Here is a 23,295-nt window from a genome sequence, read left to right as displayed (position 1 = left end):
CGTTGTGTTCATAACTCCTGCAGTACGTGCGCCGCGACAGCACCGCCACCGCACCACCCCCGCAATCGCGGGGAGCGTGCGCGTTGCGCCGATCTACCAGCAGGAGTTATGAACACTGGTTGCGCTCAGACGGTCAGCACGATCTTTCCGTGCGCGAGGCCGTCGGTCATCCTCGTGATCGCCGCTGCCGCCTCGGCGAGCGGATACTCGCGATCGATCACGGGCCGCACGGTTCCGGCATCCACGAACTCGAGCAGCGACCCGAGGTCGGCCGTGGACTCCGTCGAAAACAGGGCGATCGCGCGTTGCTTCGCGCGCGGTGTCAGGGCGGCCTGCAGCTGTCGACCGGTGTTGCCCGCGAGGTTCCCCCCGCCCTCGGCGCCGACGATCACGATCCGCCCCTGCGGAGTGAGGATGCTCCGCAGCAGGGAGAGCGGCCGGTTGCCGGCGGTGTCGATGATGACATCGAATGGCGGATGCCCGGTGATCTGCTCGACCGTGTAGTCGATCACGGCCTGTGCACCGAGCGAGCGCACGAGCTCCAGCTTCGATGTGCTGCAGACACCGGTGACCGTCGCGCCGAGCGCCACGGCGAGCTGGACGACGAACGTGCCGATGCCGCCCCCGGCCCCGATGACCAGCACGCGCTGGCCCGCGGAGACGAGCCCGGCATCCCGAACCGCATGAAGGGCCGTGCAACCGGCGAGCGGAATCGCGGCGGCGTGCGGGAAGGAGAGGGATTCGGGGAGGCGGGCGAGCGAACCGACGGCAGCGACGGCATACTGCGCGAAGGAGCCCTTCGCCACGCCGAACACCCTGTCGCCTGCACTGAGGGCCGTGACACCGGGCCCGACGGATTCCACGACCCCAGCGACATCCGCACCCCGCACCGGATTCTTCGGGCGGCGAAGCCCGAACGCGAGCCTGGCGAGATACGGCACGCCCGTCATGAGGTGCCAGTCGGCGGGATTGACTCCGGCGGCGTGCACCCGGACGAGCACCTCGTCTGGCCCCGGTGTCGGCCTCTCGATGTTCCGCAGGGAAAGCACCTTCACGGGGCCGTACTCGTCCTGCACTATGGCGTTCATGCGTGGTTCGTTCATGAGGAAGTTCCTGGTTCTGAGGGGTACTGGAAGACCTCGCCGAGTTGCACGTCGAAGGCCTGGGCGATCTGGAAGGCGAGCTCGAGGGACGGCGAGTAGCGTCCCTGCTCGATGGCGATGACGGTCTGGCGCGTGACGCCGATGCGGTCGGCGAGGTCGGCCTGGGTCATCTCACCGTTGCTGAACCTCAGCGCACGGATCGAGTTGGTGATGCTCGTGGGCTTCACCATGCGGGCAGCCCCCGGCGGTACGACACGAGTTTGGTGATGGTGCCGAGGATGGCCGAGAGTATGAACGCGAGATACAGCACGTTGGCGATCCAGAAGTGGGGCAGCTCGACCATCGCGAAGAGCATGGCGGCGATGGCTCCGGCAACCACGAACGATTGCCCGACGTATTCCCCCATCCGGTAGATCTGGCGATCGCGCTGGTCTTTCTTGCCGAGGTCTTTACGTGACGCGATGACGACGACGATGTGCGACAGGATCGAGACGACGATGGCCGCCCCGATCGTGCCGAGCATGGCAGGCACGTAGTCGACCTCGGCCAGGGGCATGGCCCGGGCGAGGTCCAGCACGACGAACGCATAGACGGCATAGGCGACGACCGACACTATGCCGAGAATCCAGGTGCTTTTCTCTTCGAAAGCCATGACCCCTCCAGGGTCGGATGTAAAGAATTACTGACACGCACAATGTATGAGAAGTCAGACATCGTGTCAAGAAAACTTTACTTGAGCCTGGAGTGTCAGTCGGCGAGCACCTTCGTGATGCGCTGCAGGCTCACCGGTTCGGCGGTGGCGATGTGCTGGGCGAACAGGCTGAGGCGCAACTCCTCCAGCATCCAGCGGGCACGGATGATCCGGCTCTCCGCCGCGGGATCGAGGGGCAGTGTGCCTCCCGCCGTGATGTACCGCCCCTGCGCGAGCTGCACCTCGGTCATCCACACCCTGTCCCTGGCAGGATTCTCGACCAGCTTGCCCGCGCGATGAATCAGGGCGTCGAGGTAGGCGGGGATGCGGCGCAGCCGCTCGAGCCCGGTCGCGCTCACGAACCCATCGAAGAACAGGGCGTCCAACTGGCTGCGGGCATCGCCGAGGGGTGCGATAAGCGCGAGGCTGGTCGCGGCTTTGATGGCCTTATCGGCTTCGCGGGCTTTTGCGGTGATGCGGGAGACGAGGGCGACGGTCTGGAAGAGAGCGTCGACGATCGTGGCGGAGACCGCATCCCGCGCCTTTTCGAACTCTGACCTCGTAAAGAGTTGTCCGTCGCCGATCACGGCATCGACGCACGCGATCATGCAGTCTTCGAAGAGTGCCGCGTTCGAGCGGTACGGGCTCTGGGCGAGCACGAGTTTCTCGTTCGTGGTGAGGTGCTCCTGCACGTAACCGATCGGCGACGGGATGGCGAGCAGCAGCAGACGTCGCACACCGAGGCGGTGGGCGGCGGCCTGGTCTTCCGGGGTGCTCATGAGCCTGATGGCGACCCCGGTCTTCTCGTCGACGAGGGCCGGATAGGCGCGGATCGTGTTCGAGCCGTGCTTCGTGTCGCGGCTGCGGTCGAGCTCGTCGAAATCCCAGCTGGTGATACCGGCGCGCTCGAGACGGTCGCTCTGCGGCAGCGCGGCCGATGCCTTCTCGGTCACCCTTGCGACGCTCGCTCGCGCAACAGGCTTGAGGCTCGCCTGAAGCGCGCTCAGCGCCTTGCCGCTCGCGACGCGGTTGGCGCGGTCATCCATCACGGCGAAGGTCACGCGAAGATGGGCGGGAACCCTGTCGAGGTCGAAGTCGGCGACCGTGACCGGAGTGTAGGTCCTGGCGGTGATCTGGCGGGCAAGGAATGCGACGAGTGAACCCTGGGGTTGGCCGGCCTCGGGCTCGCCCGCCTCGGCGAGCAGGGTGCGTGCCCAGTCCGCCGCCGGCACGACATGGCGACGGATGCTCTTCGGAAGTGACCGGATCAGCGCGGTCACGAGCTCTTCACGCAGGCCGGGCACCTGCCAGTCGAACCCGTCGGGTTTCAGCCCGGCCAGCAGTGGCAGCGGGATCGACACCGTGACCCCGTCATCCTCGGTGCCGGGCTCGAACCTGTAGCTGAGGTCGAGCGACTGGTCGCCCTGCTGCCAGGTACTCGGGAAGGCGAGGTGGTCGAGGTCGGGCGTCTCCTCATCGACGAGGTTCTCGGCCGTCATCGTGAGCAGGTCGGGGGTGTCGACCTTCGCCTTGCGCCACCAGCCTTCGAAGTCCCTGGTCGACGCTACCTCGGGCGGGATGCGCCGGTTGTAGAAGTCGAAGATCGCCTCGTCGTCGAACAGGATGTCGCGGCGGCGCGTGCGCTCCTCGAGCTGCGCCAGTTCGGCGCGAAGTCGTTTATTGGCGCGGTCGAAGTCGTAGAGTCGCGCTCGCAGGGTCTCGTCCGTCACGTCACCCTCGACGAGGGCGTGCCTGATGAACAGCTCGCGGGCATACTGCGGGTCGATGCGGGAGAACTGCACGCGTCGCTTGACGATGATCGGCACGCCGTAAAGGGTGGCCCGCTCGAACGCGACCGACGCGCCCTGCTTCCGTTCCCAGTGCGGCTCCGAATACGTGCGCTTGACAAGGTCTCCCGCGATGGACTCGGCCCAGGCGGGGTCGATCGCGGCGTTCATCCTCGCGAAGAGCCGGCTGGTTTCGACGAGCTCCGCGCTCATCACGGCCGCGGGTTGCTTCTTCGCGAGGGCAGAGCCGGGGAAGATCACGAACCGGGACTGGCGGGCGCCGACGTAATCCTTCTTCGCCGAATCCTTGAGCCCGATCTGGCTGAGCAGCCCGGCGAGCAGGGAGCGGTGGATGCCGTCGGGGTTCGCGTGCGCGTCGCCGAGGTGCAGCCCCAGCTGTTTTGCGGTGCGTGACAGCTGGCGATACACGTCCTGCCATTCGCGCACGCGCAGGAAGTTGAGGTACTCGCTCTTCACTTCGCGGCGGAACTGGTTGCCGCTGAGCTCCTTCTGCCTCTCTTCGAGGTGGTTCCAGAGGTTCAGCATGCTCAGGAAGTCGCTCGTGGGGTCGGTGAATCTCGCGTGCTGCTGGTCGGCCTGCGCCCGGCGTTCCAGCGGTCGCTCGCGGGGATCCTGGATGCTCAGCCCGGCGACGATCGCCATCACCTCGCGAGTGGTGGCGTGCTGCTTCGATTCGATGACCATCCGCGCGAGCCTGGGGTCGATCGGCAGCTGGCTGAGCTGCTTTCCGACGCGCGTGATCGTGGAGTCGGCGGTGATTGCGTTGAGTTCGCGCAGCAGGTCGAGTCCGTCTTTGATGCCGCGGGATTCCGGCGGCTGCAGGAAGGGGAAGGCGGCGATATCGCCGAGCCCGAGGGAGATCATCTGCAGGATGACCGCGGCCAGGTTCGTGCGCAGGATCTCGGGTTCGGTGAACTCGGATCGCTTGCCGAAGTCTTCCTCCGAGTACAGCCGGATGGCGATGCCGTCGCTGGTGCGGCCCGACCGGCCGCTGCGCTGGTTCGCGGAGGCCTGGCTGATCGCCTCGATGGGCAGCCGCTGGATCTTCGACCGCACGCTGTACCGGCTGATACGCGCGGTGCCGGCGTCGATGACGTACCGGATGCCCGGCACCGTCAGGCTCGTCTCGGCCACGTTCGTCGCCAGCACTACGCGGCGGCGGGTTCCGGGAGTCCTGCTGCTCTCGAACACACGATGCTGGTCTGCCGCGCTGAGGCGACCGTAGAGGGGGAGCACCTCGGTTCCGGGCAGGTGTCGGCCGCGGATGGCGTCTTCCGCATCCCGGATCTCGTTCTCGCCGGAGAGGAACACGAGCACGTCACCGTCGCTCTCGCGCCCGAGTTCGTCGACGGCGTCATTGATCGCCTGGAACAGGTCGCGGCCTTCGGCACTGCTGCTGTCGTCATCGTCGGGATCTGTGCCGGGCGCGGCATCCGGCACGAGCGGGCGGTAGCGGATCTCGACCGGGTAGGTGCGGCCGGAGACCTCGATGATCGGGGCTGGGGTGCCGTCGGCATCCGCGAAGTGCCGCGCGAAGCTCTCGGGGTCGATCGTCGCGCTCGTGATGATGACCTTGAGGTCCGGGCGGCGCGGCAGCAGTTGCTTGAGGTAGCCGAGCAGGAAGTCGACGGTCAGGCTGCGCTCGTGCGCTTCGTCGATGATGATGGCGTCGTACTTCTTGAGGTCGCGGTCGCGGTGAATCTCGTTGAGCAGGATGCCGTCGGTCATCAGCTTGATCTTCGTGTCCTTACCGACGCGGTCGGTGAAGCGCACCTGGTAGCCGACGAGCTGCCCGACCTCCTGCCCGAGCTCCTCCGCGATGCGTTCGGCGATGGTGCGGGCCGCGATCCTTCGGGGCTGGGTGTGGCCGATGCTCTCGAAGCCGAGCTCCATGAGCATCTTGGGGATCTGGGTGGTCTTTCCCGAACCCGTCGCACCGGCGACGATCACGACCTGGCTGCCGCGGATCGCCTCCTCGATGTCGTCTTTGCGCTGGCTGACGGGAAGATCCGGCGGGAAAGTGACGTGCGGGGGCCCATTGGGAGGGGCGGTTTCGGTGGACATCAGCCTCACACTCTAACCCGGCCGGGTGGATGCGGGGATCATGGTTCCCGATTCGGCGATGTATGGCACAGTGCCATACCTTGCCGCAACGCAGCCATCGACTCCGGGCCTGACTCCGGGCCTGACTCCGGATCGTCTCTGCGCCGGCGTCCCTCTACGAAACGGCCGTGCCGGGTCGCGCGGCCGTGGCTCTGGGGGTTAGCGGGGAGCCGCGCGGTGCGGCATGCTGGGGAGGTGAACGAGTCACGCACGCCGGCGATCATCTCCCTCGAGCGCTTGCGGGCCTCCCTGGCCGATGTCGGGCTCGGCCTGCCCCTCGACGGTGCGCAGGAGCACCGGGATGCCGCGGCCGCCGCCGTGCGCCAGATCGACGACTACATCCGCCCCAGGCTCGCAGACCTCGACGCGCCGCTGCTCGCGGTGGTGGGCGGTTCGACCGGCTCGGGCAAGTCGACGATCGTCAACGCGCTCGTCGGGACGCCGACGTCGAGGGCGGGGGTCATCCGTCCGACGACGCGCCAGCCGATCCTCGTGCACTCGCCGGCGGATGCCGGCTGGTTCGCGTCAGACCGCATCCTTCCCGGGCTCGCGCGCGTGCGCGGGCAGGTGACGGCGGCCGGGACACCGGCGTCGTCCGCGGGGGATGCGCCTGCGGCATCCCGCATCAACGAACTGATGCTTCTCGGAATCGACCGCGTCCCGCCGTTCCTGGCCATCGTGGATGCCCCTGACATCGACTCTGTCGCCGACGACAACCGGGCCCTCGCCAGCCAGCTGCTCGCGGCCGCCGACCTCTGGCTCTTCGTCACCACCGCGAACCGTTACGCGGACGCCGTGCCGTGGCGGCTGCTCGACAACGCCGCGGCCCGTTCGATCACGGTCGGCGTCATCCTGAATCGTGTTCCACCCGGAGCGGCCGCGGACGTGCTGCCCGACCTCAGGGGAATGCTCGACCAGCGCGGACTTTCCGGCACCCAGGTTTTCGTGATCGACGAGCAGCCCCTCGACGACCTCGGCATGCTGCCGCCGACCGCGGTCGATGCGCCACGGGCCTGGCTGGAGTCGATCGCGGGCGACCGCGCCGAGCGTGCGAGGGTCGCCGCGCGCACGCTGCGCGGGGCCGTCGACGACCTCGACCGGCGTGTGCTGGTGATCGCGGATGCCCGACAGCAGCAACTCGACTGGATCGAGGGTGCCGTGGCCGCGGTCGCCCACGAGTACGAACTGGCGGTCGAGGCCGTGGATGACGCCACCAAGGATGGCGCGCTGCTGCGCGGTGAGGTGCTCGCGCGCTGGCAGGACTTCGTGGGGACCTCCGACGTGTTCCGCCGACTCGAGGGCTGGGTGTCTCGTGCGAGGGACCAGGCGACGGCGTGGTTGCGCGGTCGGCCACAGCCGGTGGTCGAGGTCGAGACACAGATCGAGCGCGGGCTGCATGCGGTCATCCTGGACCAGGGCGGCAGTGCCGCTGCCGCCGCGTGGGCGAGCCTGCAGCGCAGTGCCGCGGGTCGGTCGATCGCCCAGCAGCATCCGGAGCTGAGGTCCGAGAGTGCAGGATTCGCCGAGGCCTCCGCGACCCTCGTGCGGGACTGGCAGGGCGCGTTGATGCAACTCGTGCAGCAGAACGCGGGCTCGAAGCGGGTGCGCGCGCGGGTGCTGTCGCTCGGCCTGAACGTGGTGACGGTGGCCCTCATGGTGGTCGTGTTCGCCTCGACCGGTGGGCTGACCGGCGGCGAGGTCGTGATCGCCGGTGGTTCCGCTGTCGTGGGCCAGAAGCTCCTCGAGACGATCTTCGGAGAGGATGCTGTGCGGCGGCTCGCGGTAGAAGCCCGCCGCGACCTGCAGCAGCGTGTCGACGCCCTGTTCGACTCCGAGGCCGTGCGTGTCACGGAGGCGCTCGCGGACGCTCGCCTGGGTGCATCACCCGAGGTGCTGCGGAGGGAGTCTGAGGCTCTCCTCGACGATGTCGAGCGGGCCGCGGCATCCGGTGACCGTTCGTGAACGTGACACTGGACGCGCGACTGGATGCCCTGCGCACCCTGCTCGATGCGGGCAACTCGCGCATCCCGGTCGAGACCGCCGCCGAGCTCGACGCACTGCTCGGGCGGGCCGGCGCTCGCCGCAGCCTCTCGCCCGACTTCACGGTCGTCGGGGTGTTCGGTGCGACCGGCTCGGGCAAGTCGAGCCTCGTCAATGCACTCGTCGGGGCGGAGGTGGCGCGAACCCATGTGCGTCGACCGACGACCTCGCAGGCGATGTCTGTGGGCTGGAATGCCGATTCAGCTGCGGATTTGCTCGACTGGCTGGGGGTGCGCGAGCGGGTGGTGCGGCAGGATCCGATCGACCCGAGGGCACATAAGCTGTTGCTGCTCGACCTCCCCGATTTCGATTCGGTCGAGGTGGCGAACCGGGACGTGGCGCAGCGACTGGCAGCACAGGTGGATGCGCTGGTGTGGGTGGTCGATCCTCAGAAGTACGCGGACGAGGTGCTGCACGTGCAGTTCATCGCACCCCACGCCCGCCACGGCGCGGTGACCCTCGTGGTGCTCAACCAGGTGGATCTGCTGCCGGAGTCACAGGTCGCCGGCGTGGTGGAGTCCCTGCGGGGCATCCTCGCGAATGATGGACTCGGCCGGGCGACGGTGCTGCCGGTGAGCGCGCGGACCGGCGCAGGGATCCCACAGTTGCGATCGGCGATCGGCGATCTCGCGGCGGCGGGGGAGTTGCGGGATGCGCGGCTGACGGCCGATGTGTCGACTCTCGCGGCGGCGATCCCGGAGCCCGGCGTGCTTCCGCGGCGCACCGACGTTCCGCTGGATCGACTCTCGAGGGAGCTGGCGGATGCCGCCGGCGTGCCCGTCGTCGCCTCAGCGGTGGCTGGTTCGTACCGCAAGCGCTCGCAGCAGGCGACAGGGTGGCCGGTGGTCTCGTGGCTGGCGAGGTTCAGGGTGGATCCGTTGCGCCGGCTCGGACTCGGGCCCCTCGCGAGGGGGTCCGACCGCGGGTCAGACCCGGCGCTGCATCGCACGAGCCTGCCAGCGCTGAGCGCGGGCGGGCGCGCTGCTGTGTCGATGTCGGTGCGGGGGTTTGCGGATGCCGCGGGCGACGGTCTGACGGAATCGTGGCGGGCGGGCATCCGCTCGGTTGCTGACGGCACCATCGCCGCGCTCCCCGATGAGCTTGACCTGGCGATTGCGCGCACGACGCTGCCAGCGAAGGGCTCGTGGTGGTGGGCGATCTTCGCCGTCATCCAGTGGGTGGCGTTGCTGGCGGCGCTGACAGGTGCCGGTTGGCTGCTCGCGAACGCGCTGCTGCCGAGGATCGGCCTGCCGGCGTTCGAGGTTCCGACGGTGGAGGGCTGGGCGGTGCCGACACTGCTGATCGTCGCGGGCGTGCTGCTGGGCATCCTGCTCGGCGTGCTGGGTTCGGTGATCGGAGCGGCCGTAGCGGCCTCGCGCCGGCGCCGCGCCCGAAAGGTGCTGACGGCTGCGGTGCGCGAGGTAACGCAGCGCGTGGTCGTCGGGCCGATCGCGGCCGAGCTCGACCGTGCGCGGCAGTTCACGGCGGCGCTGAGGGTGGCGCGAAGCTAACTCCCCGCGTGCCATCGTTCGACGCGCAGGCCGCCCACGTTCAGCCCGGGGGGTTCGCGGCTGCGCAGGGGGTCGCGTATGACGTGTTCCTTCCGCGGCTCCTGCAGCGTGTACACGCCTTGCCCCCAGACCTCCGGAACAGTGCTCAATACGCCCGGTACGTCGACTGCCGTCGCCTCACAGTCTGCGAAATCCGAAGCCCCCGATGGTATCGACAGACATTATCGACTGATCGCGCCGGAATGCTGGACAAAACCGGGGTACAAACCCCTACCATCGTTACCGAAACGTCATCGAAGGGCTCGCACGCTGTCAGGCCCGTCGCATCGGCCAACCCGGGCTGGTTTCCAGAAGGGATCACCGCATGGATTCTCCCGAAGAACCTGACCTGCGAGTCCGGCACCGTAGCGAGCCGAACGTGGCGCGGCGAGCGATCATAGCGGCGGGAGTCGCGGCGCTTGCCGGAGCTGGTGCCGTAGCGGCGGCCAGCTTCGGTCGTGAATCGGTTCCGCCCTCGCCACAAGGGCAGCCATCACCCTTGCCTGCGACAGGGCAGCGCAAGCCCTCCTCGTTCGACAAGGCGCGGCGGTTGGCCGCGGGGAATAGCCCGTCGGCAACCAACCCTCCTGTCGATCGGGACAGCAGCTACGCCGCTCCAGAGCCAGGGCCACGCGCGGGTAATCGAGCCGATGGAGCCGACGGCGGAGCTCCGTCGGGTCGCACTCCGCCGCCTGCCGCAGGCATCGTGCTTGCCGTCACCGATACCCCGGAAAATCACGCCCACCTCCTGACAAGGCTGACCTTCGGCCCCCGCGCCAGCGATTTCGCCTCGATTGCAGCCATCGGCATCAACCGGTGGGTTGGCACCCAACTCGACCCGGATTCGATCCCCGACCCTGGTGGGGACGCGGCCCGCGCCGCCTTCCCCCTGTCGCAGCTGACGATAGCGCAGGTGCGTTCGTCTGTGGAGGAATTCCAGTGGGGTGCCGCGGAGCAAACGGCACAGGCAACTCTCGCCGCGCAGGTGTTCAGCGAGCGGCAGCTGTTCGAAGTCGTCGTCGATGTCTTCTCGAATCTTCTCAACGTCACCACCCCGTCTGATTCGGTCTGGGCAAGCGGGCCCGACTACGCGAAGACGGTGATCCGCGCGAATGCGTTCGGCAGATATGCCGACATGCTCCATGCCGCCATGCGACACCCCGCGATGCTGACCTACCTCAACAACGACGAGTCCACGAAGACGAACGTCAATGAGAATCTCGGCCGGGAATTGCTGGAGCTCCACACGATCGGAGTCTCCTCCGGCTACACCGAGACCGACGTCCGTAACAGTGCCATGATCCTGTCCGGCCGCAGCATCGACTACGACACGAGCGAGTTCCTGTATCGCGCGGACAGGCACTACGTGGGAGCGGTTGCAACCTCGTGGTTCTCCGACGAGAACGCAAGCGCAGAGGGCGGCCTGGACATGGGCGATCGCTACGTGGACAGCCTGGCGAAGCATCCGGCAACCGCAGCGACCGTCGCCAGGAAGCTCGCCGTGCGGTTCGTCTCAGACGTTCCCCCGCAGTCGTTGCTCACGCTGCTCGCCGACACCTACATCGCCAACGACACCCAGATCATTCCTGTACTGACAGCACTTTTCAGAAGCCGCGAGTTCTGGGCATCGGCGGGATCGAAGTGGCGTCGCCCGCTCGAGGATGCGGTCGGTTCGGTGCGCGCTATCGGCGTCAACCCGAGCGGCGACCTTGCCGACGGCGTGAAGAGCCTGTACTGGTCGCTGAGCACGCTCGGGCATGCTCCGCTCTCGTGGATTCCGCCGAACGGTTTTCCCGACGTGACCGGGGCCTGGACGTCCGCGAGCCAGATGGTGGCTCGCTGGAACCTCCACCGTGGCCTCACGGACGGCTGGTGGAAGGGGCTGATGGCACCATTGAAGATCAACGACGAGCTCGCCCCGATCGCCGGTCAAACTAACGCTCAGTGGGTGGATGCCATCGCGCAGCGCATGATCGGCCGCCCCCTGAGTGCCGAGCACTCGATCGTTCTTCTCGCCTACCTCGGCGAAGACGGCGGTACCGAAGCAGACCCCGGTAATGCGTGGCTCGCTTCTTCCCTGGCTGCGCTCGTGCTCGATTCCCCCCATTTCCAGTTGCGCTGACTGCAGACGATTTCTACGGAGACCCACCGATGACCGACACCCGATTCCTTCATCCGGACTGCCCAGACTGGCGACAGTTGGGCCCGACCAATCTCGATTCGGCGGTGCGAGCTCATAGTGAGATCGTTGTCGCAGAGGAGCGGGCCCGCCGCGAGTTATGGTCGAAAGGTTTCACCCGTCGACGGATGCTCCAGGGCGGTCTCATGGCAGGTGTTGCCGCGATCGGCGCCCAGATTGTGACGACGCAGGTGTCGTACGCCGCCCCTGGTTCGCCCGACACGGGGGCTCTTATCGTCGTGTTCCTGCGCGGCGGAATGGACGGCCTGTCGGTGCTGGTGCCCGCTACTGACGCCGACCTGCTGAAAGCCAGGCCGGGCATCGCAGTCAAGGAGAACTCGGGTCTTATTCCGTTCGAGCGAGGATTCGGCCTTCATCCGGCCCTGGCGGCGCTGCAGCCCATGCTGAAGAAGGGCAAGATTGCCGCCGTTCCCGCGATCGCAACCCCCGATTTATCCCGCAGTCACTTCCAGGCCCAGGACTGCCTGGAGAAGGGTGGGGCCGCGGGCAGTGCTGCGCAGACCGGCTGGCTCAACCGCACCCTTGAGCAAAGCGGCGCCGGCACGACATGGCGCGGGGTCGGGGCCAGCGACCGGCTGGCGCGATCCATGGTCGGAGGGGCAAACGCGGTGGTGGTTCCGGATTTGGGGGCGATGGGCATCCAGGTCGACGATTCGATGCTCGATCGCACCCGCACCGCCCTCGCGAACCTGTACACCGGCATGGATCACCCGGTCGCGGTGCAGACAACGCTCGCGCTTGCGGCGTCTCTCGACGCCACGACTATTGCCGCAGCGGAAAAGAAATCGACAGATCGGGGCTTTCCGGACAACAACTTTTCGAGCGATCTGGCGACGCTGTCGAGCCTGATTCGGGCGAACGTCGGCCTTCGGGTGGGCACGGTGGATCTCGGTGGCTGGGATATGCACACCGACATCGGCACCCCCGACAGCGGCGACATGAAGAACATGCTTACGGCGGTCGGCGAGGGGCTTGCGGCATTTTTCGCCGACCTGGGCCCGAAGGCCGAGACCACCACCGTGATCGTGATGAGCGAATTCGGGCGGCGCGTAGGGCAGAACGATAGCGCTGGGGCCGACCATGGTCACGGTGGCCTCGCGATGGTGCTCGGTGGCGGGGTGAAGGGCGGCGTCCATGGCGCCTGGGAAGGCCTCAGCGATGCGGTGCTCGACCAGGGTGATGTGCCGGGAAGCAACGACTTCCGAGACCTGCTGGGCGAGGTCGTGATGAAGCGACTGAACCTCAGCGCGGGTGACGCCGAGGTGATCTTCCCGGGATGGAAGGTCGCGCCGCTCGGGGTCATGGCCTGACGGCTCGTGGCGCTGGACTCCTCCCTTCATTGATACCAGCGGAGTTCCAGGGGGAACTCGCCGCCGTGCTCGGCGATCCATTCCTTCGCTTTTCGGCGGGATCGGTGCCAGGAAGGAATGCGGATGACTGAGACCAGAAGAATGACGAGCGCTATCAGCCCAAAAACGATGCCGCGAGAATCGCCGGCACGAGGTCATCCTGAAGTTTTCCGAAGACGAACCACACTGCCCATACGAAGACAGGTGCCAACGCGATGTTCACGTAGGGGTTGTTCATGGCCGGATTGATCGCCATGCCGGGCCTGTTCCGAGACCCCAGCGTTCCCGGAATCGTCGTGTGTTTTCTGCCGAGGGCCGTGTCCAGCTCGGGAGTGCGAGCCGCTTCCTGGCTGTCGGTGTACCAACCCTTGCTCTCCCAGGGCAACTGGATGCGCTCGCGGCGCCGCGCGATGCGTGCTCGCCGCCCTGAGGCTTTGTCGGGCGCCGGGTCTACCACCACGACCCGTTTCTCGCTGACACGTCGTCTCCCTGTATCTCTCTTACGACAACGAGCCCGCCGCGGAGCAGCAGTGCCGTTCAGGACAAGATAGTGCGCCAGCGCCGTCCGTGGGGAGAAACCATCACTGCTCGTACACACCGCGAGCCGGAGCGACCCTGTCCAGATGTTGGATGTCAGTTGCGACTGACATCAGTCGGAACTGACAACGTGGTTGCGTGCACCCCTTCGAAGTGCTGGCCGAGCCCGTCCGCCGCCGCCTTGTCGAGTTGCTCGCGTCTGGCGAGCACACGACGGGCGAGCTCGAGGGCGTCATCGTCATGGAGTTCGGGGTCGGTCGAAGCGCGGTCCAGCACCATCTCCGGGTGCTGAGGGACGCGGGGTGGATCGACAGTCGCGACGACTGGCCGAACCGGTACTTCCACCTGAAGCACGGGGTCATCTCGCACATCGAGAGGTTCGTCGCAGACTTTCGCAGGTTGTGGGACCAGCGCGTCGGCTGGAATGGCGAGGAGCGATTTCAGTTCGAACCGCAGCTCAGCCGCAAAGGCAGGAGGGGCCACGGCAAGGATCCTGACGACATCTGGCTGCACGTCTTCGACTGACAGGCCCACCCGATATTCTTGAGTCGTGACGACCCCGCAACCCCCCGCCACACGCAGCCGTTGGTGGAAGCTCGCGTGGATCATCCCCGCCGGCCTTGTCGTCGTCGTGATGGTCGTGCTCGCAGCACAGGGCATCCGGAGCCTCCCGGCCGTGCAGTCGTTCATGACCGACTACCCCGGTGAATCTGAGCTTCCGGACGGCGCCCCCGTCGGGTTCCCCGCGTGGCTCGGCTGGCAGCACTTCCTGAACTCGTTCTTCCTGCTGTTCATCATCAGGACGGGCTGGGAGATCCGCAAAGGCAAACGCCCGGCCGCCTTCTGGACCCGCAACAACACCGGCCTCATCCGCACCAGGAACCCCCCGGTGCGCATCGGGCTCCCCGTCTGGTTCCACCTCACCGTCGACTCGCTCTGGGTGCTCAACGGCGTCGTGTTCTACATCCTGCTGTTCGCCACCGGGCAGTGGGTGAGAGTCATCCCGGTCAGCTGGGACGTCATCCCCAATGCTCTCTCTGCAGCTCTCCAGTACGCGTCGCTGAACTGGCCGACCGAGAACGGCTGGATCAACTACAACGCGCTGCAGCTCATCGCGTACTTCGTCACGACGTTCATCGCGGCCCCGCTCGCGCTCGTCACGGGCATCCGCATGGCGCCGGGCTTCTCGGCGACGTTCCGCAGGTTCGACAGGGTGCTTCCGATGTCGGTGGCCAGGGCCATCCACTTCCCCGTCATGATCTATTTCGTGGCCTTCATCGTCGTGCACGTCACGCTCGTGCTCACCACCGGTGCCCTGCGAAACCTCAACCACATGTATGCGGCGCGCGACGACCAGGGCTGGCTCGGGCTCATCATCTTCGCCGGCTCCGTCGTGCTCATGATCGCGGGCTGGTTCGCCGCACGCCCGAGCCTTCTCGCGCCGCTCGCCAGCCTCACCGGGAAAGTGCGCCGTTAGACCGAGCCGACGGTGGATGCGCCGGCGGCCTCCACGATCACCGTTATCGCGCGCGTGTCGTCGATCGTCGGCGGCACCACGTAGTCGTCCCCGTCGAAGATCTGCCGCATGGTCTTCCTCAGGATCTTGCCCGATCGGGTCTTCGGCAGTGCACTGACCACCACCGCATCCCGGAACGCCGCCACCGCACCGATCTGTTCGCGCACCATTCCCACCAGTTCGGCGATGAGCACAGCATCCTCGATCGTCGTGCCCGACTTCAGCACCACGAGGCCGAGCGGCTTCTGGCCCTTGAGCGCATCCTTCACCCCCACGACAGCACACTCCGCCACCGCCGGATGCTGCGCCAGGATCTGCTCCATCGACCCCGTGCTCAGGCGATGCCCCGCCACGTTGATGATGTCGTCGGTGCGGCCCATCACGTAGAGGTAGCCCTCGCGGTCGAGGTATCCGGAATCACCGGTCAGGTAGCGGCCGGGGAACGCCGAGAGGTACGAATCGATGAACCGCTGGTCGCCCTGCCAGAGAGTGGTGAGCGTGCCGGGCGGCAGCGGCAGATCGATGACGATGTTCCCCTCCTCGAGGTGCGGAACCCGCTCCCCATGCTCATCGACGATCGACACCGCGAATCCCGGCAGCGGGAACGACGGCGAACCCGCCCGCAGCGGCAGGTGCTCGATGCCGCGGGGGCTCGCGCAGATCGCCCAGCCCGTCTCCGTCTGCCACCAGTGGTCGATCACGGGCTTCTCCAGCAACGCGGTCGCCCACGTCCAGGTGTCTGGATCGAGTCGTTCCCCGGCCATGAACATCGCATCCAGCCGGGAGAGGTCGTACGTGTGCGAGAGCTCGGCGTGCGGATCTGCTTTCCGGATGGCACGCAACGCCGTCGGGGCGGTGAACAGGGTTTTCACGCGGTGCTCGTCGATCACCCGCCAGAAGGCACCGGCATCCGGGGTGCCGACGGGCTTCCCCTCGTACAGCACGGTGGTGGCGCCGGCGATGAGCGGCCCGTAGACGATGTAGGAGTGGCCGACCACCCAGCCGACATCGCTCGCCGTCCACATCACGTCGCCGGGGCCGATGTCGTACACGTTGCGCATCGACCAGGCCATCGCCACGGCGTGCCCGCCGTTGTCGCGCACGACGCCCTTGGGCGATCCCGTGGTGCCCGAGGTGTACAGGATGTACAGCGGATCGGTCGCGGCGACGCTCACGGGAGGGTGCGGAAGGGCGTCGGTGGATTGCGCGCTCCAGTCCCACCAGCGGGTGCCGGGCGTGGCATCCTCGAACTCCGAAGCCGAACCGGGGACCTCCGGGCGGTTTTTCACGATGACGGTCTCGACGGTGTGCTCCGCCAGCTCGAGGGCGTTCACGATCGTCGGAAGGTACTCCACGACGCGGCCTGGTTCTATTCCTCCGGATGCCGTGATGATCACGCGGGGTTTCGCGTCGTCGAGACGGCTCGCGAGCTCCTTCGCGGCAAACCCGCCGAACACGACGGAGTGCACGGCGCCGAGCCTCGCGCAGGCGAGCATCGCAACCACGGCCTGAGGCATCATCGGCATGTAGATGACGACGCGGTCTCCCGCGACGACTCCCGCGGCCGCGAGCATCCCGGCGGCGCGACCGACCTTGTCGAGCATCGTCGAATAGCTGTAGCTCTTCTTCTTCAGCACCACGGGGGAGTCGTAGATCAGCGCGGTGGCGTCACCGCGGCCGGCCAGTACATGCCGGTCGAGCGCGTTGTACGAGGTGTTCAGCCTGGCATCCGGAAACCAGCGGTAGAGCGGGGCATCGGAGTCGTTGATCGCGATCGTGGGCGCGACATCCCAGTCGATCGCGCCTGCCGCCTCCAGCCAGAACCGCGACGGGTCCTGCCGGCTGCGTGCAACGACGGATTCGAAGTTCTCGGTGGATGCCACGGCGTACCTCTTCATCGAAGTGTGGAATGTGTGTATACATTCGCTGCAAGAAGTATGACACTTGGCCGCATATTCCGCGCTAGAATCTTTTACTGTATACAAAGCACGAGGAGGTGAGCATGCGAGCGAGCGAACGCGCCTACGCGGCGCTGCGCGAAGACATCCTCGAATGGCGCCTCGAACCCGGCACAGTGCTCGGCGAAGTCGAGCAGTCTGAGCGGCTCGGCATCTCGAGAACTCCCCTCCGCGAAGCCCTGGCGAGGCTGCTCTCCGACGGGCTCGTCGCAGCACAGGGCGGCCGGGGGCTCGTCGTCACGACTGTCTCGGTGAACGACATCGCGCAGCTCTTCGACCTCAGGCAGGCGCTCGAACAGCAGATCGCCCGCCAGGCCGCGCAGCACCGCGACCCCGTGGTATTCGAGGCGCTCGCGGCCGAGTTCAGGGCAGCCCCAGGGCTGCTCGAGCGGTCAGACCATGCCGCATATTACGAGCTCGTCGCCAGGCTCGATGCCGCGATGGATGCCGCCTCCGCCAACAGCTACCTCGTGACCGCCGTCCGCAGCCTCAGGCCGCACCTGGTCAGGCTCCGCCGTATCTCGCGCGACAACAGCTCACGCCTGCTGGCCGCGGCACGCGAACATCTGCTCATCGTGGAGGCGGTCGCGGCCGGCGACAGCGAACTCGCCGCCTCTGCCACCCACGTGCACCTGCACCAGAGCCTGACCAGCATCCTCGCGACCGCGCAGATGCTCAGCACGCCCCCGGAAGGAATCCCAGCATGACAACCCTCCACCACGTCCGTGTCTACACGAGCGAAGAGAACCTGCCCAAGGAAGACCAGCTCGCCTGGAAGATCGCCGAGGTCGCCTCGGAGCAGATCGAGGCAACGGATGCCGTGGCCGACATGGTCATCAACCGCATCATCGACAACGCGTCGGTCGCTACCGCGTCCCTCACCCGCGGCCCGGTTGTCGCCGCGCGAGCCCAGGCCGAGGCGCATCCCGTCTCGCGCAATGGAGCAGGCTCGACCGTCTTCGGCAGCGCCCTCCCGACGAGCCCGGAGTGGGCAGCCTGGGCGAACGGGGTCGCTGTGCGCGAGCTCGACTACCACGACACGTTCCTCGCCGCCGAATATTCGCACCCCGGCGATAACATCCCTCCGATCCTCGCCGTGGCCCAGCACCTCGGCAAGTGCGGTGCCGAACTGCTCAGGGGCATCGTCACGGGCTACGAGATCCAGATCGACCTTGTGAAGGCGATCAGCCTGCACAAGCACAAGATCGACCATGTCGCGCACCTCGGCCCGTCGGCCGCGGCCGGCATCGGCACCCTGCTGGGGCTGCCGACCGAGACCATCTTCCAGGCCATCGGCCAGGCTCTGCACACCACCACAGCCACGCGCCAGTCGCGCAAGGGCGAGATCTCCACCTGGAAGGCCCACGCGCCGGCGTTCGCGGGAAAGATGGCGGTCGAGGCCGTCGACCGCGCCATGCGCGGCCAGACCAGCCCCACCCCGATCTACGAGGGCGAAGACGGTGTGATCGCCTGGCTGCTGGATGGCGCTGATGCGTCCTACGAGGTTCCGCTGCCCGCCGCGGGCGAGGCACGCCTGGCCATCCTCGACAGCTACACGAAGGAGCACTCGGCCGAGTACCAGGCGCAGGCGTGGATCGACCTCGCCCGCAGGCTGAAGCGCGAGCATCCTGAACTGACGGCGGAGTCGATCGTCAGCGCCGTGCTGCACACGAGCCACCACACGCATTTCGTGATCGGCTCCGGAGCGAACGACCCACAGAAGTACGACCCGAGTGCGAGTCGTGAAACCCTCGACCACTCGATCCCGTACATCTTCACCGTCGCGCTGCAGGATGGCGAGTGGCACCACGAACGTTCGTACGCTCCGGAACGCGCCAACCGCGCCGACACCATCGCGCTGTGGAACAGGGTCACCACCGTCGAAGACGCCGAGTGGACGCGTCGCTACCACTCGAACGACATCACCGAGAAGGCCTTCGGCGGTCGGGTCGAGATCGAGCTGGCTGACGGATCCCGCATCGTGGACGAGATCGCGGTCGCCGACGCCCACCCGCTTGGCGCGAGGCCGTTCGCGCGCGAGCAGTACATCCACAAGTTCCGCAGTCTCGCCGACGGCGTGCTGGAGGCCGGCGAAATCGAGAGGTTCCTCGACACCGCACAGAACCTGCCGAACCTCAGCGACCTGACCGGTCTCACCGTCAACGGCAACTTCCCCGCTGTCACCCCGAAGGGCATCTTCTAATGCTGTATTCCACCAAGACTCCCGCGCAGAAGCGGGCCGACCTGCGCGCGGCTCTCGCCACTGGCGAGCTGCTGCGCTTCCCCGGGGCGTTCAACCCGCTGAGTGCGAAGCTCATCCAGGACAAGGGCTTCGAGGGCGTCTACATCTCGGGGGCTGTGCTCGCGGCCGACCTCGGCCTGCCCGACATCGGTTTGACGACGCTGACCGAGGTCGCTGGGCGTGGCCAGCAGATCAGCCGGATGACCGACCTGCCCACCCTCATCGACGCAGACACCGGTTTCGGCGAGCCGATGAACGTTGCCCGAACCGTGCAGTCCCTCGAGGATGCGGGAGTTGCCGGGCTCCACATCGAAGACCAGGTCAACCCGAAGCGCTGCGGTCACCTCGATGGCAAGGCTGTCGTGGGGGCGGATGTCGCGACCAAGCGCATCCGTGCGGCCGTGGATGCGCGGCGCGATCCGAACCTGCTCATCATGGCCCGCACCGACATCCGCGCGGTCGACGGGCTGCAGGCGGCCATCGACAGGGCGAAGCAACTGGTCGATGCCGGAGCCGACGCGATCTTCCCGGAGGCGATGGCCGACCTCGCCGAGTTCGAGGCGATCCGCAAGGCCGTGGATGTGCCGATCCTCGCCAACATGACGGAGTTCGGCAAGAGCGAGCTGTTCACCACCGAGCAGCTCGCCGGCGTCGGGATCAACATCGTCATCTTCCCCGTGAGCCTGCTGCGCATTGCGATGGGAGCCGCCGAAAGAGGGCTGGAAACCATCACTCGCGAAGGATCGCTCAACTCGGAGGTTGCAGGAATGCAAACTCGCGCCAGACTGTATGAACTGCTCGACTACGAGTCGTACAACACCTTCGATACCTCGGTATACAACTTCCAGGTCCCGCAAGGGAAGTAGGGAACATCCATGACTGATTCAGAGATTCACGCTGCTCCGGAGATTCGCAAGGGCCTCGCCGGTGTCTATGTCGACACCACCTCCATTTCGAAGGTGAACCCGGAGACCAATTCGCTGCTCTACCGCGGTTACCCCGTGCAGGAGCTCGCCGCGAACTGCACCTTCGAAGAGGTGGCCTACCTGCTGTGGCACGGCGAACTGCCGACGCCGACCCAGCTGGCGTACTTCGAGAACCAGGAGCGCGCGCTGCGCCACCTCGACGACCGCGTCAAGCGCGTCATCGACGAGCTTCCCCTGACGGCGCATCCCATGGATGTCGTGCGCACAGCCGTCAGTGTCATCGGTGCGAGCGATCCGGATGCCGCGAACTCGAGCCCTGAGTCGAACCTCGGCAAGTCCGTGGCGCTGATGGCGCAGCTTCCCGCGATCGTCGCCTACGACCAGCGCCGCCGCCGCGGTGAGCACCTCGTGGAGCCGCGTGACGACCTCAGCTACTCGGCCAACTTCCTGTTCATGACCTTCGGTGAGCTGCCGGATGAGGTTGTCGTCGACGCGTTCGACGTGTCGATGATCCTGTACGCGGAGCACTCATTCAACGCATCGACCTTCACCGCCCGTGTCGTGACGAGCACGCTCTCCGACCTCTATTCGGCGGTGACCGCAGCGGTCGGAGCGCTCAAGGGCGCACTGCACGGCGGCGCCAACGAGGCTGTGATGCACGTCTTCGAGGAGATCGGCACGGCCGACAAGGCCGAGGCCTGGCTCGACACGGCGCTCGCTGAGAAGCGCAAGATCATGGGCTTCGGTCACCGTGTCTACAAAAGCGGCGATTCGCGGGTTCCCACGATGAAGGCGGCGCTCGACACGCTCATCGCCGAATACGACCGGCCCGACATGCTGGAACTGTATGTCGCCCTCGAGACGGCGATGACGGATCGCAAGAACATCCTGCCGAACCTCGATTATCCGAGCGGTCCTGCCTACAACCTCATCGGCTTCGACACCGAGATGTTCACGCCGTTGTTCGTGGCGTCGCGTATCACCGGCTGGACGGCGCACATCATGGAGCAGCTCGCATCCAACGCCCTGATCCGCCCGCTCAGCCTGTACGTGGGCCACGACGAACGCCACGTCTGACGCCGCGGGTTCCTGACCACGCAGTCAAGCGCGATGGCTCCGAGTTCGCTGTCAGCGACACCCGGGGCCATCGTCACAGTCGCGGCCGTATGGTGAAAGCATGACTGTTCCCACGATTTCACTCAACGACGGCACGACGATCCCACAGCTCGGGTTCGGCGTGTTCAAGGTCGATCCGGATGCGGCAGAGCGCATCGTCAGTGACGCACTCGAGGTCGGCTACCGCCACATCGACACGGCAGCGATCTACGGCAACGAGATAGGCGTCGGGAAGGCCATCGCGGCCTCGGGCATCCCCCGTGAGGAGTTGTACATCACCACGAAGCTCTGGAACACCGACCAGGGAACCCAGTCTGCCGTCGACGCCATGGACCTCAGTCTCGAGAAGCTCGGCCTCGACTACGTCAACCTCTACCTGATCCACTGGCCGCGCGCCGACCTCGACCGTTACCTCGACAGCTGGCTCACGATGGAGCAGTTGAAGGCCGATGGCAAATCCCGGTCGATCGGTGTGAGCAACTTCCACCGCGCCCACCTCGACAGGATCATCGCGGCAAGCGACACGATTCCTGCCGTCGACCAGATCGAACTGCACCCGGCCTTCGCGCAGCGCGAGCTTCGTGAGTTCGGTGCGGAGATCGGCATGAAGATCGAGGCGTGGGGTCCGCTCGGCCAGGGAAAGTACGACCTGTTCGGCGAGACCGCACTCACCGCCGCTGCCGCCGCCCACGGTGTTTCACCCGCGCAGGTCGCAATCCGCTGGCACCTCCAGAACGGTATCATCGTGTTCCCTAAGTCGAACTCGCGAGAGCGCATCGCGCAGAACTTCGACGTGTTCGGATTCGAACTCACGGCGGACGAGATGGCATCCATCGACTCGCTCGACCGCGGACAGCGCGTGGGAGCAGATCCCGACGACGCAGCCTTCTAGGCGGCGCCACTGCGTTACGGTGGGTCTCACCACGGCCTCAACCGAGTGAGAGCGCAGTTTTTGCCCCCTCCCGTGGGGGAATGGGCAAGAACTGCGCTCTCGCTGCGCTCTCGCTGCGCTCCGGCCTCGAGTAACTGCCTGCCTTGCGGGGCCCCGGGGCCAGCTGAGCGCGGCGCGGCATTGCCCCGCTCGTCGGCTGCCTTCCGAAACGACGGAGTTCCGGCATCCGGCACACCCGCGGAGCCCGAAAGCGCAGGGAACGGGGCCTGCGGTTCCGTCGTTTCGGAAGTCCTGGAGCGGGAACCGGGGCGAGGAACGGAACCGGGGCGAGGAACGGAACCGGAGCCGCAAACGAAACCGGAGCCCGGAACGGAACCGGAGCCGCAAACGGAACCGGAGCCGGGAACGGAACCGGAGCCCGGAACGGAACCGGAGCCCGGAACGGAACCGGAGCCGGGAACGGACCGGACGCAGGGTCGCCGGAAGCGCCCATGAGGCCTCGCCTGGCGCTACAGCGTGACCTTCTCGCCGCGCGGTGTTGCCGTGAGCAGCCCCGTGCCTGCGAACGCTGCTTCGAGTTCCGCGCGGGACTCCGAGAAGTGCTTCCAGTCTTCGGTGTGGACTCCGACGACGATGGATGCCCCGAGAGCCGTCGCCGCCCTGACGGCGTCGACCGAGGTCAGGGTCAGCGGGGCGTCGATGCGCGGCACGCGAGCGGCTCCGGCGAAGAGGATGGCGATCGAGACATCCGGAAACCGGCCGGCGATCTGTTCGACCAGCGGGATGGACGCGTTGTCGCCGCTCACGTAGACGGTCGGTTCCCCTTCCGCTTCGAGCACGAAGCCGGTGACCTGGCCGACGAGTCGCTCGCTGCCGGGAGGGCCGTGCAGCGCGGGAACGGAGGTGATGGAGATGCCGTTGACGTCCCACGATTCCCAGGAGTCGAGGCCGATCACCGACCCGCCGAAGAGGTCACTCGCGGCTTCCCTCGTGCTCAGGGTCGGGATGCCGGTGGCGATGAGTTCGAGTCCCTCATAGTCGAGGTTGTCTTTGTGGGAGTGGTGGCTCAGCAGCACCACGTCGATCTGCCCGATGTCGGCGCGCTCGATCGCGGGCCCAGCCGTCTTCACGAGCTCGCTGCTGCCGGGCTCAGCGTAGGTCTGGGGCGCGTCGAACGTCGGATCCGTGATGAAACGGGTGCCCGCATACTCGAGAATTCCGGTGGGGCCACCAAGATATGTGAAGGTCGTCGTCGACATATCCT

General features: G+C 66.7%; 18 protein-coding genes. 11 read left to right on the top strand and 7 right to left on the bottom strand.

Annotation, left to right across the window (positions count from 1 at the left end):
- Positions 1–125 precede the first annotated feature (125 nt).
- The 4 genes from IWX81_RS11470 to hrpA all read right to left on the bottom strand — a co-directional run bounded on the left by IWX81_RS11470 (position 126) and on the right by hrpA (position 5,666).
- Positions 126–1,103 (bottom strand): NAD(P)-dependent alcohol dehydrogenase, encoded by a 978-nt coding sequence (locus tag IWX81_RS11470; protein ID WP_334593983.1) that lies wholly within the window; start codon positions 1,101–1,103, stop codon positions 126–128.
- Complete coding sequence (locus IWX81_RS11465; RefSeq protein ID WP_199281454.1) at positions 1,100–1,333, bottom strand: helix-turn-helix transcriptional regulator; 234 nt, start codon at positions 1,331–1,333, stop codon at positions 1,100–1,102. Before IWX81_RS11465 ends, IWX81_RS11470 begins: the two co-directional genes overlap by 4 nt.
- Positions 1,327–1,755 carry a hypothetical protein gene (locus tag IWX81_RS11460; RefSeq protein ID WP_199281453.1) on the bottom strand — a complete coding sequence of 143 codons (429 nt, stop codon included), beginning with the start codon at positions 1,753–1,755 and terminating at the stop codon, positions 1,327–1,329. The genes IWX81_RS11465 and IWX81_RS11460 overlap by 7 nt, the downstream gene beginning before the upstream one ends.
- 95 nt (positions 1,756–1,850) lie before the next feature.
- Complete coding sequence (gene hrpA / locus IWX81_RS11455) at positions 1,851–5,666, bottom strand: ATP-dependent RNA helicase HrpA (protein ID WP_199281452.1); 3,816 nt, start codon at positions 5,664–5,666, stop codon at positions 1,851–1,853.
- Positions 5,667–5,900: 234 nt separating this feature from the next.
- Here hrpA and IWX81_RS11450 point away from each other — a divergent pair, with 234 nt between their 5' ends.
- From IWX81_RS11450 to IWX81_RS11435, 4 genes are all read left to right on the top strand, one after another.
- Positions 5,901–7,667, top strand: coding sequence for a dynamin family protein (locus IWX81_RS11450; protein ID WP_199281451.1), 1,767 nt, complete (start codon positions 5,901–5,903; stop codon positions 7,665–7,667).
- Positions 7,664–9,256, top strand: a complete 1,593-nt coding sequence (locus IWX81_RS11445; RefSeq protein ID WP_199281450.1) for a GTPase — start codon at positions 7,664–7,666, stop codon at positions 9,254–9,256. Before IWX81_RS11450 ends, IWX81_RS11445 begins: the two co-directional genes overlap by 4 nt.
- A 364-nt stretch (positions 9,257–9,620) precedes the next feature.
- On the top strand, positions 9,621–11,417 hold the full coding sequence (locus IWX81_RS11440) for a DUF1800 domain-containing protein (protein WP_199281449.1): 1,797 nt from the start codon (positions 9,621–9,623) through the stop codon (positions 11,415–11,417).
- A 29-nt stretch (positions 11,418–11,446) separates the two neighbouring features.
- Positions 11,447–12,805 (top strand): DUF1501 domain-containing protein, encoded by a 1,359-nt coding sequence (locus tag IWX81_RS11435; RefSeq protein ID WP_199281448.1) that lies wholly within the window; start codon positions 11,447–11,449, stop codon positions 12,803–12,805.
- Positions 12,806–12,959: 154 nt separating this feature from the next.
- Here the strand turns inward: IWX81_RS11435 and IWX81_RS11430 are convergent, their stop codons facing one another.
- Complete coding sequence (locus IWX81_RS11430; RefSeq protein WP_199281447.1) at positions 12,960–13,304, bottom strand: hypothetical protein; 345 nt, start codon at positions 13,302–13,304, stop codon at positions 12,960–12,962.
- Between the two features lie 215 nt (positions 13,305–13,519).
- Here IWX81_RS11430 and IWX81_RS11425 point away from each other — a divergent pair, with 215 nt between their 5' ends.
- Both IWX81_RS11425 and IWX81_RS11420 read left to right on the top strand, forming a co-directional pair.
- Positions 13,520–13,906: an ArsR/SmtB family transcription factor gene (locus tag IWX81_RS11425; protein ID WP_199281446.1), complete on the top strand. Its 387-nt coding sequence runs from the start codon at positions 13,520–13,522 to the stop codon at positions 13,904–13,906.
- 25 nt (positions 13,907–13,931) lie between these two features.
- Positions 13,932–14,858, top strand: a complete 927-nt coding sequence (locus IWX81_RS11420; protein ID WP_199281445.1) for a cytochrome b/b6 domain-containing protein — start codon at positions 13,932–13,934, stop codon at positions 14,856–14,858.
- Here the strand turns inward: IWX81_RS11420 and IWX81_RS11415 are convergent.
- Positions 14,855–16,795: an AMP-binding protein gene (locus tag IWX81_RS11415; RefSeq protein ID WP_199281444.1), complete on the bottom strand. Its 1,941-nt coding sequence runs from the start codon at positions 16,793–16,795 to the stop codon at positions 14,855–14,857. The genes IWX81_RS11420 and IWX81_RS11415 overlap by 4 nt on opposite strands.
- A 104-nt stretch (positions 16,796–16,899) precedes the next feature.
- Between IWX81_RS11415 and IWX81_RS11410 the strand changes: the two genes are divergently transcribed.
- The 5 genes from IWX81_RS11410 to IWX81_RS11390 all read left to right on the top strand — a co-directional run bounded on the left by IWX81_RS11410 (position 16,900) and on the right by IWX81_RS11390 (position 22,031).
- Complete coding sequence (locus IWX81_RS11410) at positions 16,900–17,562, top strand: GntR family transcriptional regulator (protein ID WP_199281443.1); 663 nt, start codon at positions 16,900–16,902, stop codon at positions 17,560–17,562.
- Positions 17,559–19,058, top strand: a complete 1,500-nt coding sequence (locus IWX81_RS11405; protein WP_199281442.1) for an MmgE/PrpD family protein — start codon at positions 17,559–17,561, stop codon at positions 19,056–19,058. The genes IWX81_RS11410 and IWX81_RS11405 overlap by 4 nt, the downstream gene beginning before the upstream one ends.
- Entirely contained in the window at positions 19,058–19,963 is a 906-nt protein-coding gene (gene prpB / locus IWX81_RS11400) for a methylisocitrate lyase (RefSeq protein WP_199281441.1), read from the top strand. Before IWX81_RS11405 ends, prpB begins: the two co-directional genes overlap by 1 nt.
- 9 nt (positions 19,964–19,972) lie before the next feature.
- Positions 19,973–21,100 carry a bifunctional 2-methylcitrate synthase/citrate synthase gene (locus tag IWX81_RS11395; RefSeq protein ID WP_199281440.1) on the top strand — a complete coding sequence of 376 codons (1,128 nt, stop codon included), beginning with the start codon at positions 19,973–19,975 and terminating at the stop codon, positions 21,098–21,100.
- Between the two features lie 100 nt (positions 21,101–21,200).
- Positions 21,201–22,031: an aldo/keto reductase gene (locus tag IWX81_RS11390; protein WP_199281439.1), complete on the top strand. Its 831-nt coding sequence runs from the start codon at positions 21,201–21,203 to the stop codon at positions 22,029–22,031.
- A 509-nt stretch (positions 22,032–22,540) separates the two neighbouring features.
- On the opposite strand, the gene IWX81_RS11385 is transcribed toward IWX81_RS11390, so the two are convergent.
- Positions 22,541–23,290 carry an MBL fold metallo-hydrolase gene (locus IWX81_RS11385; RefSeq protein WP_199281438.1) on the bottom strand — a complete coding sequence of 250 codons (750 nt, stop codon included), beginning with the start codon at positions 23,288–23,290 and terminating at the stop codon, positions 22,541–22,543.
- Positions 23,291–23,295: the final 5 nt, after the last annotated feature.

This window comes from Salinibacterium sp. CAN_S4, from assembly GCF_015752305.1.
Taxonomy (GTDB): domain Bacteria; phylum Actinomycetota; class Actinomycetes; order Actinomycetales; family Microbacteriaceae; genus Rhodoglobus.
This window is presented reverse-complemented; position numbering and strand designations above follow the sequence as displayed.

What these genes read in the sequence shown, in the direction of transcription:
- IWX81_RS11470 (WP_334593983.1), bottom strand. Translation starts at nt 1,103, where the DNA reads ATGAACGAACCACGCATGAACGCCATAGTGCAGGACGAGTACGGCCCC.
- IWX81_RS11465 (WP_199281454.1), bottom strand. Translation starts at nt 1,333, where the DNA reads ATGGTGAAGCCCACGAGCATCACCAACTCGATCCGTGCGCTGAGGTTC.
- IWX81_RS11460 (WP_199281453.1), bottom strand. Translation starts at nt 1,755, where the DNA reads ATGGCTTTCGAAGAGAAAAGCACCTGGATTCTCGGCATAGTGTCGGTC.
- hrpA (WP_199281452.1), bottom strand. Translation starts at nt 5,666, where the DNA reads ATGTCCACCGAAACCGCCCCTCCCAATGGGCCCCCGCACGTCACTTTC.
- IWX81_RS11440 (WP_199281449.1), top strand. Translation starts at nt 9,621, where the DNA reads ATGGATTCTCCCGAAGAACCTGACCTGCGAGTCCGGCACCGTAGCGAG.
- IWX81_RS11435 (WP_199281448.1), top strand. Translation starts at nt 11,447, where the DNA reads ATGACCGACACCCGATTCCTTCATCCGGACTGCCCAGACTGGCGACAG.
- IWX81_RS11415 (WP_199281444.1), bottom strand. Translation starts at nt 16,795, where the DNA reads ATGAAGAGGTACGCCGTGGCATCCACCGAGAACTTCGAATCCGTCGTT.
- IWX81_RS11410 (WP_199281443.1), top strand. Translation starts at nt 16,900, where the DNA reads ATGCGAGCGAGCGAACGCGCCTACGCGGCGCTGCGCGAAGACATCCTC.
- IWX81_RS11405 (WP_199281442.1), top strand. Translation starts at nt 17,559, where the DNA reads ATGACAACCCTCCACCACGTCCGTGTCTACACGAGCGAAGAGAACCTG.
- prpB (WP_199281441.1), top strand. Translation starts at nt 19,058, where the DNA reads ATGCTGTATTCCACCAAGACTCCCGCGCAGAAGCGGGCCGACCTGCGC.
- IWX81_RS11395 (WP_199281440.1), top strand. Translation starts at nt 19,973, where the DNA reads ATGACTGATTCAGAGATTCACGCTGCTCCGGAGATTCGCAAGGGCCTC.
- IWX81_RS11390 (WP_199281439.1), top strand. Translation starts at nt 21,201, where the DNA reads ATGACTGTTCCCACGATTTCACTCAACGACGGCACGACGATCCCACAG.
- IWX81_RS11385 (WP_199281438.1), bottom strand. Translation starts at nt 23,290, where the DNA reads ATGTCGACGACGACCTTCACATATCTTGGTGGCCCCACCGGAATTCTC.